The sequence below is a fragment of the Chitinasiproducens palmae genome (assembly GCF_900095735.1).
Taxonomy (GTDB): Bacteria; Pseudomonadota; Gammaproteobacteria; order Burkholderiales; family Burkholderiaceae; genus Chitinasiproducens; species Chitinasiproducens palmae.
The window spans coordinates 205597-220375 of the sequence record NZ_FNLO01000005.1; the positions used below are offsets into that span (position 1 = coordinate 205597).

16 protein-coding genes are annotated in these 14779 nt (G+C 62.8%); 5 read left to right on the forward strand and 11 right to left on the reverse strand.

Annotated elements, in window-relative coordinates:
* Positions 1-283: 283 nt before the first annotated feature.
* From BLU54_RS10365 to BLU54_RS10395, 7 genes are all read right to left on the reverse strand, one after another.
* Positions 284-511, reverse strand: coding sequence for a hypothetical protein (locus tag BLU54_RS10365; RefSeq protein WP_139169622.1), 228 nt, complete (start codon positions 509-511; stop codon positions 284-286).
* 78 nt (positions 512-589) lie between these two features.
* Positions 590-712, reverse strand: a complete 123-nt coding sequence (locus BLU54_RS24370) for a hypothetical protein (RefSeq protein ID WP_268874518.1) — start codon at positions 710-712, stop codon at positions 590-592.
* Between the two features lie 163 nt (positions 713-875).
* Positions 876-1148, reverse strand: a complete 273-nt coding sequence (locus tag BLU54_RS10375; RefSeq protein ID WP_091907756.1) for a BrnA antitoxin family protein — start codon at positions 1146-1148, stop codon at positions 876-878.
* Complete coding sequence (locus BLU54_RS10380; protein ID WP_268874519.1) at positions 1135-1515, reverse strand: BrnT family toxin; 381 nt, start codon at positions 1513-1515, stop codon at positions 1135-1137. Before BLU54_RS10380 ends, BLU54_RS10375 begins: the two co-directional genes overlap by 14 nt.
* A gap of 6 nt (positions 1516-1521) precedes the next feature.
* Positions 1522-1764, reverse strand: a complete 243-nt coding sequence (locus BLU54_RS10385) for a hypothetical protein (RefSeq protein WP_091907758.1) — start codon at positions 1762-1764, stop codon at positions 1522-1524.
* 1073 nt (positions 1765-2837) lie between these two features.
* Complete coding sequence (locus tag BLU54_RS10390; protein WP_091907760.1) at positions 2838-4394, reverse strand: DUF4874 domain-containing protein; 1557 nt, start codon at positions 4392-4394, stop codon at positions 2838-2840.
* Positions 4395-5295: 901 nt separating this feature from the next.
* Positions 5296-5616, reverse strand: coding sequence for a hypothetical protein (locus BLU54_RS10395; protein ID WP_091907763.1), 321 nt, complete (start codon positions 5614-5616; stop codon positions 5296-5298).
* A 151-nt stretch (positions 5617-5767) separates the two neighbouring features.
* On the opposite strand from BLU54_RS10395, the gene BLU54_RS10400 reads away from it, so the two are divergent.
* From BLU54_RS10400 to BLU54_RS10410, 3 genes are all read left to right on the forward strand, one after another.
* Positions 5768-6676 (forward strand): glucosamine kinase nucleotide-binding domain-containing protein, encoded by a 909-nt coding sequence (locus BLU54_RS10400; RefSeq protein ID WP_091907765.1) that lies wholly within the window; start codon positions 5768-5770, stop codon positions 6674-6676.
* A 796-nt stretch (positions 6677-7472) separates the two neighbouring features.
* The gene (locus tag BLU54_RS10405; protein WP_139169625.1) at positions 7473-8171 is read left to right on the forward strand and encodes a hypothetical protein; all 699 of its coding nucleotides are present in this window, start codon (positions 7473-7475) and stop codon (positions 8169-8171) included.
* A gap of 198 nt (positions 8172-8369) precedes the next feature.
* Positions 8370-8816, forward strand: a complete 447-nt coding sequence (locus BLU54_RS10410; protein ID WP_091907770.1) for a MarR family winged helix-turn-helix transcriptional regulator — start codon at positions 8370-8372, stop codon at positions 8814-8816.
* Between the two features lie 162 nt (positions 8817-8978).
* Here BLU54_RS10410 and BLU54_RS10415 read toward each other — a convergent pair whose 3' ends face one another.
* Positions 8979-10037, reverse strand: coding sequence for a glycosyltransferase family 4 protein (locus BLU54_RS10415; RefSeq protein ID WP_091907772.1), 1059 nt, complete (start codon positions 10035-10037; stop codon positions 8979-8981).
* Positions 10038-10421: 384 nt separating this feature from the next.
* Here BLU54_RS10415 and BLU54_RS10420 point away from each other — a divergent pair, with 384 nt between their 5' ends.
* On the forward strand, positions 10422-10928 hold the full coding sequence (locus BLU54_RS10420; RefSeq protein ID WP_170845101.1) for a DUF2844 domain-containing protein: 507 nt from the start codon (positions 10422-10424) through the stop codon (positions 10926-10928).
* Positions 10929-10937: 9 nt separating this feature from the next.
* On the forward strand, positions 10938-12173 hold the full coding sequence (locus BLU54_RS10425; protein ID WP_091907776.1) for a DUF3443 domain-containing protein: 1236 nt from the start codon (positions 10938-10940) through the stop codon (positions 12171-12173).
* A 109-nt stretch (positions 12174-12282) separates the two neighbouring features.
* Here the strand turns inward: BLU54_RS10425 and BLU54_RS10430 are convergent, their stop codons facing one another.
* The 3 genes from BLU54_RS10430 to BLU54_RS10440 form a co-directional block, all read right to left on the reverse strand.
* Positions 12283-13053 carry a ferredoxin--NADP reductase gene (locus tag BLU54_RS10430; protein WP_091907778.1) on the reverse strand — a complete coding sequence of 257 codons (771 nt, stop codon included), beginning with the start codon at positions 13051-13053 and terminating at the stop codon, positions 12283-12285.
* 202 nt (positions 13054-13255) lie between these two features.
* Positions 13256-14038 carry an endonuclease/exonuclease/phosphatase family protein gene (locus BLU54_RS10435; protein ID WP_091907780.1) on the reverse strand — a complete coding sequence of 261 codons (783 nt, stop codon included), beginning with the start codon at positions 14036-14038 and terminating at the stop codon, positions 13256-13258.
* 45 nt (positions 14039-14083) lie between these two features.
* Entirely contained in the window at positions 14084-14638 is a 555-nt protein-coding gene (locus BLU54_RS10440; protein ID WP_139169627.1) for a hypothetical protein, read from the reverse strand.
* Between the last annotated feature and the right edge of the window lie 141 nt (positions 14639-14779).

Below are 14779 nucleotides of genomic sequence, written 5' to 3' on the forward strand. Positions count from 1 at the left end.
GCCGGTTCGTCGCAAGTGGCTGTGCCCTTCCGGTAGCGTCGGTCACTTCCACCGTAGCAACGCTTGTGCAGAGTACGGCGGCCAAGACAGCTCGGCTCCATTCGTCTTCCGAGGGTAGCTTGACCGGATGCGAGGCTGGCATCGGCAATGAGATTCCAAGACGCAGCCCGTCGTAGTACCGCATCCTCTGCTCGTCAATGAGGCCGCTGCGGAAAAGGTCCCTGGCCGTTTCGTGCACTGCGGCGAGGATAGGGCTGGTAGGTTCGGCTTTGCCAGTCATGCTTTATTGCTTCTTTCTGCGGACGTCGGATTCCACGCCCGCACGCTCACGCAGCTTCTGGGCGAATGGAGTCTGCGACAGGCCGGCGACGCAATGCGCCTGCCTTGCCGCGCAAACCTTCACTTCGGTAATGCGGGCTGCTTTGCCAGCCTTCATTTGCTTCACTGCCGCTAGTAATTCCGCCCCGATATCACCGTTCGCGTCACGGACGATGAGCTTCTTTTTGGTCATAGGCATCTTCAACAGCCTTTCCGATTACCTTGAGCGTCAGGGTAGGCCGTTTCGCGGCGACCGCCCCGACGAGGTGACTCACTCGAAGGAGACGGGGGCGGTGACCGTCTTGTCGCGAAGCTGGTTGAAGCGTTCCGCTTCCGTCTCGGTCAGCGGGCCGGCGTCGCGGGCAATCGACCTCAGCAGCGAGCCAAGTTTCAAGCGTTCTTTGGACTTGGCGTGCAACGAGTCCCGGCCCGGTCGGTGCCTTCATAGACTGGCGATCCGGCACGGAGAGCGCGATCGAGCAGGTCGGCGGTGTCGGACACCGCTGGACGCGTCATTGCCTGTTCGTCAGAGCCTGCGGGTATGTCTTGGGCATTCATCAGGCCATCAGCCCGTGCGTCGTCGCCCACTCGCGCAACGCATCGTTCATTCGCGTCTGCCAGCCAGCGCCTTGCGCCTTGTAGGCATCGACGACGTCCATATCGATGCGAAGGTTCATTTGCAGCTTGTTCGAGCCCACCGGTCGGCCACGGCCGCGCTTGACCAATACGCCGGCTTGATGCTGATCGGCTTGCTCGAAGAAATCCTCGACCAGTTCAGGAATCTCGGTGTAGTCCGTGGGCTCGACGCCGCGCGCGTCAACCTTCGCCAAGTCGCTGTGCAAAGCGTCTTTTTTCGCGTTTATTTGCTTTCCTCATCGAGATGATGTGTCGAGCGCCGTTACGCTCGGTCCAGACGACGATCACCATGCGCCGAGCGAGCCATCCTACGGTGATGACCCGTTGCTCGCCGTAAGCCAAGCGGTCGTCTATCAGGTCCAGGGTGATGCCTTCGAAGCCCGGCTGTCGGTACGTGTGCCGCTGTCTTTCGAGTACTTGCAATGCGGTATCGGAGAGCGGCACGGCGATCGGGCGACGCGCTTTCGCCTTGTCGGCGTGAATCCATGCCATGCGACGCGGCAGGTCGACGTGTGTCCAGTCGAGGCCGGTCACGTTGCCGCGCCGTAAGCCGGTTTCCAGGCTGAATTAGGCCATGTCCGCCAAGTGTGGCGGCAGGACCGCGAGCAGCCGCTTCGCTTCCCCTGGTTGGAGCCAGCGAATGCGCTCGGTTGGCGTGCGCAACTTGCTGATCTTCGGCACATGGTCGAGCCACTGCCAGTCCTGCGCCGCGCGCAAGACGGCACTCAGTGCGCCGGGGACTTTGTTGACGGTTGCCGGTGCGACGGTCCGTCCGGTCGGTCTTCGTCCGTCACCGGCCTTGACGGTCATCACTTCGCGACGCTTCAGCCGGATCAGCCCATCGACGCATTGCCGGTCGATCTGCGCCAGTTCGACGCCATTGAGCTAGCGGTCGAGCCAGCGTAGATGCACCTTGGTGGTTTCGATGTCGGTACGGTCTGAGCGCCCTTCGAGGTAGCGGAGTACGGCGCCATTCCAGGTCGGCTGATCTGGCCGCACGATAGCCGATATCGGCGCGATGGAGTGTGTCAACGGCGCGCGCGGTATTTGCGACGCGTTGACCCGCGGCTGATGGCTAATGCATGACGATTTCGGCTCTGAGACAGCGCGTTGGTCGTGTGCGGCTGGCCTCTGACGGCAAGATTGCTGATTGCATTCCAGCCGAGCGCACCAATGGAGTCAATCGCTTCGCTTCAATTTCGCGCATCAGAACAAGCACTGCCTTCATTAACTGACCTTTTACAACGCTGGAGTCCATTGAGTTTCGCCGGATTCGAAGCGTCGGTCTGGACACTTTCCCACCTTCGGCGCCTTGTGTCTGCTCGGCCGTTTGGCTGGTCATTCTGCGATGACGAACGTTCTCCTGTGGAAGGAGGCGCGCGGCACTGTGAAGGTGGCTCGATATGACGGGACTGGCTTGCTGGCGCGCCATTGACCAAACTTTCCCGAAAGTGGGGGGAGTGCGGCTGTCGGGAAGGGGCGCAAAAGGGAAGGATTGAGGCCGCTTCCTCAGTTCATGGTCGGGCTACGCAGATCGCCCGGCGGATGCCGAACGCGAGGCATCAGAAGGCGAAGAAAAGTACAAGAGCGCTTCGCCTGTTTATGCCGCACCATTGCGGGAGAAAGATCAGGAAAGACCGCAATGTCACAGTATGGAACTAGTAACGGCGCTTGCGCAGTTCACAAATAAAACGTAACGGACACATATGCCGAGCACGCGGCGACTCGATGCCGCGAGTCTGGTGCCGCTGACCGGCTGCAGGACAAATCGATGCATCGGCTGCCGCCTGGCAACATTTCTGCGGTTCCAGGGCGCGCTTCGCTGGAGCGTGAATGAGCCTTCGAAGTGCTCCCCAAGTCGGCGTCGCTGATCTTTGTTTCCGTCAGCCAGGGTTCGGCACAACGATCTTCAGCACGGTATTCAGCCCCGTATCCTGCGAAAACACACCGGTGCTTTCCAACGGAAACCAGAGCTGGTTGTCCTGCGATGCGGGTTCGATGGCTGGCGGGAATTTGAGTGCGATTGCGTATTCGCCGGGCGCCAACTGCGTCGGCAATTGCGTTGTTGTCGCCAGCGTTGCGCTGGCGCCCGCCGCGATGGTCGAGAGATCGACATTGGCGAGAGGCAATTCGGTCGCTACGCCTTGCGAATCGGTGATCACGACAAAGCCGGGTCGGCTGCGCGCGATATGCGACATGCCACGGTTTTGCAGCGTGAACGCGAGATCAAGCGAGGGACCGGTGGTGTTGTGAAGCGTTGCCTTGATGGTCTGGAGCACAATGTGCGGGCCGACTTGATTGAAAATTCTGTTCTCGCAGTCTGACCACAGCGTCCAGAGGGCAGGCGCATGGTTCCGTGCCGCGTTGATCGTGCTCGTCTCTACTGCGCTGAAAAATGGCAGAACGCTGTCGCAACTCTGGGTTTTGTCGTTCGGTTTGGTCGAGCCGCCCGGTGGGCCGGCGACGGCACTGAAGGTGAACATCCGCGATGCAGATTGCACGAGCGTCAAAAGCGCATTTGGGTCGTATCCCTCTTTCCGTCCGAAAGTGCTGCCATCGCAGAAAAGCATGTTGCTGCCACTGTCGCCGTAGCTCCCGCAGCTTTGGCCGTCGACGAATGCATCGTCATGGATGCCTGCCTTGACGGTTGAGTCGCCGCTGAAGGCCGCGTAGTCGAGCAGGTTGCGGGGATAGCGGACCTCGAGGTTGACCACATTCGAATACAGCGGGAAAAACGTCGACAAGAAAAGGTTATGGGCGGCGACGGTATCGTTGCCGTTGGTGGAGTTATGCCATTCGCCCCATCTACCAATGAATCCGGCTTGCATCGAGTAGATGACGTCCCGATTCTTCTTGATGATCGGCGCCAATTGGGCCATATGTGACAGGATCGTCTCCATTGGCGCGTCGTTGCCGGGCTCTGCCGAGGAAGCGTTATAGAAGTTGTAGGTGAAGCGCACGATCGTTTGAAGGTGCGCCTTGCGCAGTGCGTCGAAGCCGGCGTCGAGTTGATCAAGGAACGCCTGTGACAGATTGATAGGGATATCCGTCGGCGCTACGTCGTTCGGACAGGATGCGTATGCCGTGCCCGGCTGACTCAAGCAAATGTACGAGTGAACGAGCCGAATCGGCGGCAGGTTGTAATTCGACGTGCCGGAAAAGAGTTTCCTGTACAGCGCAGTGTCCGGATTGACCAAGTCGACGTGAACCCATAATCCGCCCTCGGCGTTTGCGATGGCATCGGCTGTCGCTTGGAAGGTCGCGGACGCTGAAACGTCCGTGCTGGACGCCGGCGTGACAGGGGGCGTGACCGGTGTGGAACCGTTATGAGTATCCGAGTCGACACCGCCGCCGCATGCGGCAAGGACGCCGGCAAGCACGATGACCGGCACAAGTCGCGATACAAACGCCGCCGCTGCTTTGAGAGAAAAAGGTGTCATTTTGGAGGCCTGATTTACAGGATCGCAGCGGGTTGGAGAGGCGGTTCGGTTCGGGGGCTATAGTCGCACACGCCGCCGGAATACGATATGTCGCCCTATCGCTTTTTAGATACACGCGGTGCCGCCTTGCGCTGCGTTGCAAACGGGGAGCGCGAGTTTCGGGGTGTTGCTCATCCGTGTAGGCCATAGTTGATGCGCTTAAGGTGTGCAGTTGGAAGCAGTCGCAAGAAACGCGAGAGGGCCATGACGCGGATTGCCACATGCGGATGGCGCGTCTCCACGAACTGGCGCGGCAGGTGCACGAGCCGCGTAGACGCGTGAGTGACCTTTCGCTTGTTTTGGCTCAGACGCAGCGATTTGCATCCAGCAAAGCGACACCGCCTCAATCCGCGATTGGGCAGAGGCCGGTGTACCGATGACGTTGGCGCTCCATCGACTTTTGCGCAAGCGGCAACGCACGGCCCGGCCTGCTCGCCGAGCTGAGCGCACGGTTACGGAAATAACGACACGTCAGTCGTTATTCGGGCACGTGGGTACGAGCCGGCTTATGGACGCTGGACGGGGAAAGAAGACCGGCCGCACTCAGCGGATTCGGTTTCAAGATATGAAGGGGACGCCAGCGTTTCGAATGATTGATCGCCGGGCGACTGCCGGGGTAGGCGCTTGATTCGACCGGCCCATTAATGATGTCCTGTCGCAACAGGCGTAGCGCACGGCGCTTGGCGGTCCAAGCGGCGCATTGTTGAGTGCGTTCGACAAGACATAACGCCTCACCGAAAAATCAGAGGCGCCAATTATCTGGGCCCCACGTAATTGTGCGATCGGCGTCAAACGCCCGCGAGCGCGGAATCACACTGTAGGGGCGAAGAGTCAGCGCGTATGGTGTCGAAACAGAAACCATTCAGGCCGCAACGCGGGTCGCCGCATTTTCAGCCACCTCGTCCTGCTCGATGTCATTGCGCTCGTCATGACGGAAGCGACGGAAAAAGCTCGACAATTGCCGCTTGAGAGGAGAATGCTTCGTTTTCGCCGCACCACCGTCGAGGACGCGTTGGCTCGTTGGGCAGTCCAATTGCAGCGGACTGAAGTGTTGCAAACCGTAAGTGCTTCCGCCCCACGCGGGCACCCCACTGGTACCCACGCCAAAGACGAAGTGGTCGTATTGGCGGCTGTCAGTGCCGATTTGGGCGTCGTCGAAATTCGTGTGTCGCGTGCTGGCCATGATGCATCCTCGTACAAATACTTACAAATTCACACGACTTGTTGCGCAATCGCCGTGCCTGCACGAAATGGCGCGATTTGACTGTGCCTTGGCTCGCTGCGAGCGTGCAAATGAGCACGCATTGAAAAAATTACGCGTAAAAAGGTGAATAATGAAGGTTGTAAGTCCTCGCCGAAACACACCGTCGTTCCTCCTCGGTGTTGACGGCGGCGGCACGGGAACCCGGGCGAAGCTTGCGCGTGTTGAATCGGCTCATCTCGTCATCGGCACCGGCGCAGCGGGTCCTTCTGGTCTGGCACTAGGCGTCGACAGCGCATGGCAGGCGGTCATTGCGGCCTGCGAAGCCGCATTCGCCGCAACAGGCCACTCTCCGGTCTGGGAGCAATGCGCACTTGTTTGCGGGTTGGCTGGTGTCAATCACCCCGAATGGCGCGCGCAGTTTCTCGCCGCTGCGCCGGTGTTCGCACAGTTGGACGTGGTCAGCGATGCCTATTCGACGGTCGTGGGCGCGCACGATGGCGCGCCGGGTATCGCGATCGCGCTGGGAACCGGCAGCGTCGGACTACGGCTCTTATCCGATGGCGGGATGCGGATGGTAGGTGGCTGGGGCTTCCCGTCAGCTGACGAAGCCAGCGGCGCCTGGCTGGGCTTGCGCGCGATCGTTCACGCGCAGCAAGCGCTCGATGGACGAGTACCGCGCGATGATTTCGCACAAGCGCTGTTGCGAGCAACCGGGACGGGCGATCGCGATGCGCTGCAAGTCTGGCTGTCGGACGCAGACCAGACCCGCTACGCATCGCTCGCACCGTTGGTACTTACGCATGCACAGCATCCGGTGTGTGCCGGCTTGTTGGCTGAAGCTGCTCGCCAGGTAGAGCGCATGGTTGACGCACTGGATGGCGGCGAGCGGCCGGCGCTGGCATTTTGCGGCAGTCTGGCCGAGGCGTTGCTGCCTTATCTTCCAGCAACGCTGCGCGCGCGCGCGGTCGGGCCGCGCGGTGATTCGGCGAGCGGCGCATTGACGTTGGCAGCCCGGCTGATTGACCGCCACGCCACCTAGGCAGGCGGCAAGGCATGGGCTGTCAGCAACCATTGCAAGCCCGTTCGGACACCACCGTGTGATGTCGAGACCGGGTAGCTGGGTCAGCGAAGCGGCTGTGTCGCAGGCGTTCTTGGCGCAGACGGCGACGGCGGCGCGCTGATCCCTCGTGCCGGAGGACGAGGATGCGGGTGAGGACGAGGACGAGCGCGATGGCGCCCATCCTCTGGCACTACATAGATCGTTTGCGGCACGGCGGCGGGTGCGGCATTCGTCGTCGGCTGGGCGGTAAGCGGCGCAGGCCGGTATACAGGCGCGGTGACGACATCCGTTGGGACCGGGTTCTGTGTCCCCAGTGTCACGGCGCGCCTGGCTTCCTGTGCCTGCACCTCGGCATGCGACAGCATCGCGGCACTACCCACGATGGCGGCGGCGATGAAGCCGGCGGATCGACGCTGTTCCCGCGGACGAGAAGGGCTGAGGCTCACTTTGATTCCAATTGAGTAACGACGGATAAACAGTCTGTCGCGGCCCACTGCGGCATGCCGCGAGCCTATATTGCGCGGCCCGCAGCACGTTGTGACGCCTGCAACCGCCTGAGGTCAGGCATAACGCTTGCCGGGACAAGCCGTTCGAAATGAACGGATCCTCCATCATGTCTTCGATCATGCCCGCCTTTCGGCCCGCGTGCAGCAACGCCAAGCAGTTTCCGGCCTCCGCGCTCCGCCACCGGCCTGAACGGCAATCGAACTTGCAATCGGACCTGCAATCGGTTCCGACACACGCTCGCCGCCGGCGCACCGGCTTGCGAATACTGATGTCGCTGCTTGCGACCGTATTCGTCGCGACAGGCGCAGTGGCCGAGACGGTGAGCGGCAACGATGCGATCAGCGCGATGCATCGCGCGGCGCCCCGGTCACCGCAGCATGCAGGCCCGCAAGACCGACCGCAAGACGGAGCGAATGCAGCGCTGGTCAAAACCATCGACTTCGTCGGCCTGGCCGAGGGCATGACCGTCGTCACCGTTGGCCGCGGCGACAGCGACCTCACGCGCGCGCTGGCCGCCTCGCTATCCAACACCGGCACCCTGTTTCTGGCCGACGTCGCCACCGACGGCACCGGCGGCGCCATTCGCGCAAGTGACGAATTCTCGTCTCGCGCCTTGCAGCTCAGTCGGAAAATGGCTGACGAACGGTCCCTCTTCGGCAAAGTCGTTGTCGTGCCTTTCGCCCCACCAGTGTTTGCAGACGTCAGGCCGCCCGGCGGAGCCGATCTCGCTGTCGTCGACGCACCGGTCGCGAATTGGCGTCGCAGCGGAACTGCGCACGCGGCATTCAAAGCCTTGCACGCGGCGTTGAAGCCGGGCGCCAGGCTGATCTTGTTGTCGCCAAGCGATGGCGGACATCCAGGCTGGCTGGTCCAGCAAGCCGAGGCCGCCGGGCTGCGCCGTGCCGGTGAAATGGAAGCGCTGGCGGACGGCCGCATCGGACTAGGATTTGTCCGACCGGGCGCGTGAGCGGGGGCAGTGCGCACCTAAACGCGGTAGAGTGCCTGTCGATACGAATCGGCTGCTTGGCGGGCATCGGAATGACCAAACCTGTTCCAGCAGTGGCTACATCGACCGTATCGCGCGCGGTGCCAAAGAATCCGCGCTGTAATCCCGTTTCCAGACAGGCTGAGGCCTTGTCCAGTCAACCGGACGCCACCGCAGACCATGCCCGATATCTATACCAGCGAAAACTTCACGCCCCAGTCCTCCATCGGTCGGCAACTGACCCGGGCGCGACATCTGTTGCTCGAGATCGTCTCCGAGGAACTTGCGCCCTTGCAGTTGACTGCGGCGCAATGGGGCGTGGTGGTGCTGCTTGCCGAAGAAACAGCCAATACGCCGGCGGAACTGTCGCGTCTTCTCGACTATGATCCGGGCGCGATGACTCGCCTGATCGACCGTTTGGCGGAAAAAGGCATTGTCGAACGGATCGATTCGCCGGACGACCGGCGTTCAAAGATGATCGTGCTTACGGAGCAGGGGAAGCAACTGTATCCGTCGATCCGACCGCGTATCATTCGGGCGCACAACACCCTGCTGCGGGGCTTCAGCGAAGATGAAGCCCGTCAGCTCAGCACCTTGCTCGGCAAGCTGATGGAAAACGCCCGCTGAGCCGCGAGCAGGCGTTCTGAAACAAAGCCAGGGAATAGCAGGCTTTCATCCTGACAGGTGCCGCGGCGCATTGTCGCGGATGCGGCGCAACCGCGCTCCGGCAAATACCGGAACGCGGGCGTCTATGGTCGTGCGCGGGAGCTGTCGCTCCCGTGCATCGGATCAGCCGTTGACCTGACGCAGCGCCGGGCGACCAGCCGCCTTCAGCAAGGCTTGGTAATTCTCGACGTAGCGCGACGCCATCTTGTCGGCGGTAAAGCGCTTTTCGAACTGAGCGCGCACGGCGTCACGCGACAGATCACCAAGCCGCGACAATGCGGCGACAGCGCCGTAGACGTCTTCGACGACGAAACCGGTCAGGCCGTGATCGACTACTTCCGGGACGGACCCACGATTGAAGGCAATGACGGGCGTGCCGCACGCCATCGCCTCGATCATCACCAAGCCGAAGGGCTCCGGCCAGTCGATCGGCAGCAGCAGGGCCTTTGCGTTCGACAGGAATTCAGCCTTCTGGGCTTCGGTGATTTCGCCGATGAATTCGACGTTTGCATCGTTGAGCAGCGGAACGATTTCGCGGTCGTAGTATTCCTGGTCGACCTTGTCAACCTTGGCTGCGATCTTCAACGGCAGACCGCTCTGCTTGGCGATCTTGATCGCCGTGTCGACCCGCTTCTCCGGGCAGATGCGCCCCAGGAAGGCCAGATACTCAGGCTTTGCTCCCGGGTGCGGGCGCAGCAGATCTTCCGGCAGCCCGTGATACACGGTATCGCGCCACTTGGCACGCAGCGGAGCGCGCTGCGCATCCGAGATCGAAACCACTTCCGCTTGCGGGAAGATGTCGAACACCGGCTGCAATTCGGGCAGGTCCAGTCGTCCGTGCAGGGTGGTGACGAAAGGCACGTCCATCTGGCCGAAGACGCCGAACGGCATGTAGTCCAGGTGGAAGTGCAGTACATCGAATTCGCTGGCGCGCTGCCGGACCGTTTCCGTGAGAAGGGCATGCGGCGCAAGCGCATCGCGCACCGAAGGGTCGAGTCGCAAGGCGCGCGGCCAAACCGCCTCGAGGGTCGCACTGGTCACCGAGTCACCGCTCGCGAACAGGGTTACGTCGTGTCCTTGGGCGACCAGCGCCTCCGTGAGATAGGACACCACGCGTTCGGTGCCCCCGTAGAACTTCGGCGGAACCGCTTCGTAGAGCGGTGCAATCTGAGCAATGCGCATCAAGGCCTCCGAAAACGATGCGTAAGACACATCGCGCTTGGTCGCCCACCGCGGCAATTGACTGACGGCGACCGAATTTATAGAGCAGAAAGTGGCGTGAAACAGCGCCCTGGTTCCCATTATCGACAACAGCGAGGCGACTGCGAGCCCCCTTTCAAACACTTAACTGTTGTTACAGCGCGATACAAAGGCGTCAAGATACGGGAACGGCAGACCGGCTGGCGTTGTCGGGCCGACACAATCTCCGCCCTTGGGCCGGCCGAATGAAAGCATGCATTGTTCCTGGCCGGTGAACATGGCAATCTAGCAACGGAAAAACGACTTCTCGAGCGCAATATGGAAGTGCGAGACCCCGCTCCACAGATTTCCCGACCCCTGCGAGCGATGGCCCGTCTTGCGGTGCGCGCCGTCCCTCTGCTGATCCTCGGCATGACGGCGAGCGTGCGGCCGGCGCATGCGTCGCTGGGCGGCGACGCGGCATCGATCGAGCAGGACCGGGCGGCACTTGGTGCAAGTCAGACGGCCAGCACGCCGGCAACAACCGTCAAGCGTGCCGCCGCCAACGGCAGCGCGTTCGCTTACACCGTGCATAAGCTGACGACGCCGGCAGGCGTGACGGTATCCGAATATCTGGACGCCAGCGGCGCGGTCTTCGCGATTGCCTGGAGCGGTCCGGTGTTGCCTGATTTGCGTCAATTGCTTGGCGACTACTTCCCGACGTATTCGGATGCACTGGCCAATCTGGTTGCAACACGGCGCACGCGTGGGCCGGTGACCGTGGACATGGACGGGCTTGTCGTGCAGTCGAGCGGACGGATGCGCTTTTTCAGCGGCATCGCCTATTTGAAGGACAAACTGCCGGCCGGCATCAGCGCGGCCGATATCCGCTAGGGGACAGACGTGCGCTTCGCGAAATGGCTGGTGCCGGCGCTGCTGGCATTGACGCTCGCTGCCTGTGGCGGTGGCGGCTCGGACGACAATTCGGGCGGCAGTAATGGTGGGAACGGCAACAACGGCGGCAATCCGAACGGCGGCAGTGCGAACAACGTCGCAGCCGTCACCGTCGGGCAATCGATCGTCGGACAGATTCCCAATCTGCCTTATGTCAGCGTGACGGTCTGCGCGCCAGGCGGCGGCACGTGCCAGACGATCGACAACATCCTGGTCGACACGGGTTCGGTCGGGCTGCGCCTGATGGCATCGACGTTGAACGTCGCCTTGCCGAGTGCGACCGGGCAAGGCCAGACGCTGGCGGAATGCGGGCAGTTCGTCGATGGCTATACCTGGGGCACGATCCGCAGTGCCGACATCCGGATCGCGGGCGAGTCGGCCAGCGCGGCGCGTGTGCACGTCATCGGCGACACCGCATTCCCGACCGTGCCAGCCGACTGTTCGGCAAGCGGTGGCCCGGCCCTGAATACGCCAGCCGCGTTCGGTGCCAATGGCGTGTTGGGTATCGGTCTTTTCGCGCAGGACTGCGGCCCGGCTTGCGCCAACGCGGCGATTGGTCCGGTTTATTACAACTGCGTGTCGGACGGCAATTGCACCGCTGCCGCGGTACCGCTGAATCAGCAGTTGCAGCAGCCGGTCAGTCTGTTCGCCAACGACAACAACGGCACGCTCCTTTCGCTGCCGGCTGTCGCCCCGGGCGGGGCCGCCGGCGCAACCGGGCAGTTGATCTTCGGGATCGGCACGCAGTCGAACAATGCGCTCGGGGGCGCGACGGCGCTGACCACATCCGCGGCGGGCATGATCACCGCCGCCTACAACGGGATGACCTATCCGTCCGCGTTCCTGGACAGTGGCTCCAATGGCCTGTACTTCGACGACTCGAGCCTGTCGCAGTGCTCGGGCTCGCTGAGCGGCTACTACTGCCCGTCGTCGCAGCTGAATCTCAGCGCCACGTTGACCGGCACCAATAGTGCCTCGACGCAGGCTTCGTTCAGTCTCGTCTCGGCCAACACGCTGTTCAACGCGAACAACGGCAACAACTTCGCATTGCCGACCCTCGGCGCCACCTACGGCGACTCTACCGCCTTCGACTTCGGCCTGCCGTTCTTCTACGGCCGCCAGGTGTTTACCGCGATCGAAGGTCAGTCGACCCCCGTAGGCAACGGTCCGTACGTCGCGTTCTGAGCGGACGCGAAGCGCGGCGGCGCGGCGGTAACAAAAAAGGCCATCGTCAGGGACGATGGCCTTTTTGCTGACGGTGGCGGCGGCGACGCGGTCGCCTGCTTCGGCGGCTTCAGCCGACGAACGCGCGCTCGATCACGAAATGACCCGGTTCCGAGTGGTTGCCCTCGGTCAAGCCGACCTGTTCGAGCAGCACCCGCGTGTCCTTCAACATGTGCGGGCTGCCGCACAGCATCAGACGATCGTTCTCAAGCGACAGCGGGGGCAGATCCAGGTCGTCGAACAGCTTGCCCGACGAGATCAGATCGGTGATGCGGCCAGTGTTGCGGTATGGCTCGCGCGTCACCGTCGGGTGATAGATGAGCTTTTCGGCAACCAGTTCGCCCAGATGCTCGTCCTTCGGCAGGTGCTCGGTGATGTACTGCTGGTACGCGAGTTCCGATTGGAAGCGGCAGGTATGGGTGAGCACGACGCGCTCATAGCGCTCGTACACTTCCGGATCCTTGATCAAGCTCATGAATGGCGCGAGGCCCGTGCCGGTCGACAGCAGCCACAGCGTCTTGCCCGGCAGCAGGTTGTCCACGATCAGCGTACCGGTCGGCTTGCGGCCAATCAGCACGTCGTCGCCCACCTTCAGGTGCTGGAGACGCGAGGTCAGCGGGCCGTCCTGCACCTTGATCGACAGGAACTCGAGGTTTTCCTCGTAGTTGGCGCTGGCCAGGCTGTAGGCGCGCAGCAGCGGCTTGCCGTTCACCGGCAGACCGACCATCGTGAACTGCCCATTCAGGAAGCGGAACGACGCGTCACGCGTGCAGGTGAAACTGAACAGCGTGTCGGTCCAATGGTGCACGCTCAGCACCTTTTCGGTATTCAGGTTGCTCATGACTGGACGTAGGACGGAAAGGCGATAGCCGCCGTCGGCGCCGAGCGGCGTGGCAGCCGCTGCGGCACGTGCCGACGATGGGAAAGCGACGCTCGATGGCTAGATGGACGGCACGGCTGGCGCCAAGACCGCATCCTGGCGAAAAGGTCGCAAGGCGGTAAAACCCGGATTCTAGCCGATTGCCGCAGAGCGTGCGGTTTTGTCAGTCGACGCCCAGCCGGGCGATGTACGGGCGATGATCCGACAGCCAGGCGACTTTGGCGTCCGAACTGGTCCATTCGCGCGGGCTCAGGCCGCGCACGAACATCTTGTCCAGGCCGAGCGCGGGCGAAAACGCCGGAAAGGTACGGCCCGATGCGCCCAGCGCCGCCGCGACCTCGTGCATGCCGATCGCACCGAAGATCGGCAGGGAGTCGTTCTTCCAGTCGTTGAAGTCGCCCGCAAGAATCAGCGGCCCGTCAGGCGCATCGCGTTCGATCCACCGCGCGATCCATTCCATCTGTCGCACGCGAGCGGCGCGCGTCAGTGCAAGGTGGGCGCAGAGCAGGCTGATCGACCGGCCGCGCGCGGTCATGCGCGCCGCCAGCAAGCCGCGACGCTCGAAACGATGGGCTGAGATATCCCAGCGTCCACCGAGGTCGAGCGGATGGGGCGAGAGGATGGCATTACCGTGGCGCCAGGAGGGCTTGAATACGTTCTGGCCTAGCGCCAGCTGCAACTGCAGCGACGCGGCGATCTCTGTCGCCTGACAATGCCACGCGTCGCCCGGCGGCTCGGCCGACGGTTCACCGAACGTGGCGGCGGCCAGCGGCATCGGCATGCGCCGCGCCATTGCCTCCTGCAGAAAGAAAACGTCGGCCGGCATGGCGGCCAACCAACTGCGCATGGCCTTCCAGGCCTGCAGGCCGAGCGGGGAACGGCCCTTGTGGAGATTCCAGCTGACGACCAGCAACTCGTCGTCGCCGCTTTCGATCGGGTTCCTCATGCGGATAGCTTACCCCTGGTGTTACGAACGTGCTGTGCCGCGGCGTCAGTTGCGGCCCGCTGCGCGTTGCGCCTGGACACGGTACACGAGCGTCGGTGTCTTCTTGACGAGGGTCCATTGCGCGTCGCCGCCGTTCGGCACGCGCAGGCCGTCGTGCCGGGCGTTCACCGAATGCGATCGCACCACTTGGCTGTCGCTGGGCAACTGCTCCTCGGTACTGATCTGGAAATCGACGGAGCCGTCCTCGCTCTCGCTGACCGGAGAAACCGTGACGAGACGTTCGAGACCGCGGTCGTCGCCCTGCGCACAGTCCGACAGACGGCCCGCGCTCTTGCATCGCCGCACTGTCTCGGCCTGCCCGACCGCCGTGGTCGCGCCGAAGCGGTCGATCTCTACCCCGTCGCGCAGGACGCTCAACTGCCAGCGGACCGAGGTGGGCGCGCGTACGTCAACCGCCCAAGCCGGCGAGGCGAGCCCGAGCGCGCTGCACGCGAGTATGCCTAGCGCCGCGGTCCGTGCGGCGGAAGTGGTGACGCGCGCGCGCCACCCGGCAGGCCGAGCGAGACGGGTGGCGGACGGCAAACGCGCTTGTGATGACATTCCTGACTCCATGCGACTGAACAAGGCGACTAGTAAAGCCGCACGCGCGGTGACGCGCGGTGCGGCGTGCCGCGCGCCATCAACTTCCTGGCACGCGTCGGGCCCGGCAGGCCGGTTGCATGTCCGCCGGCCGCGCGCGCA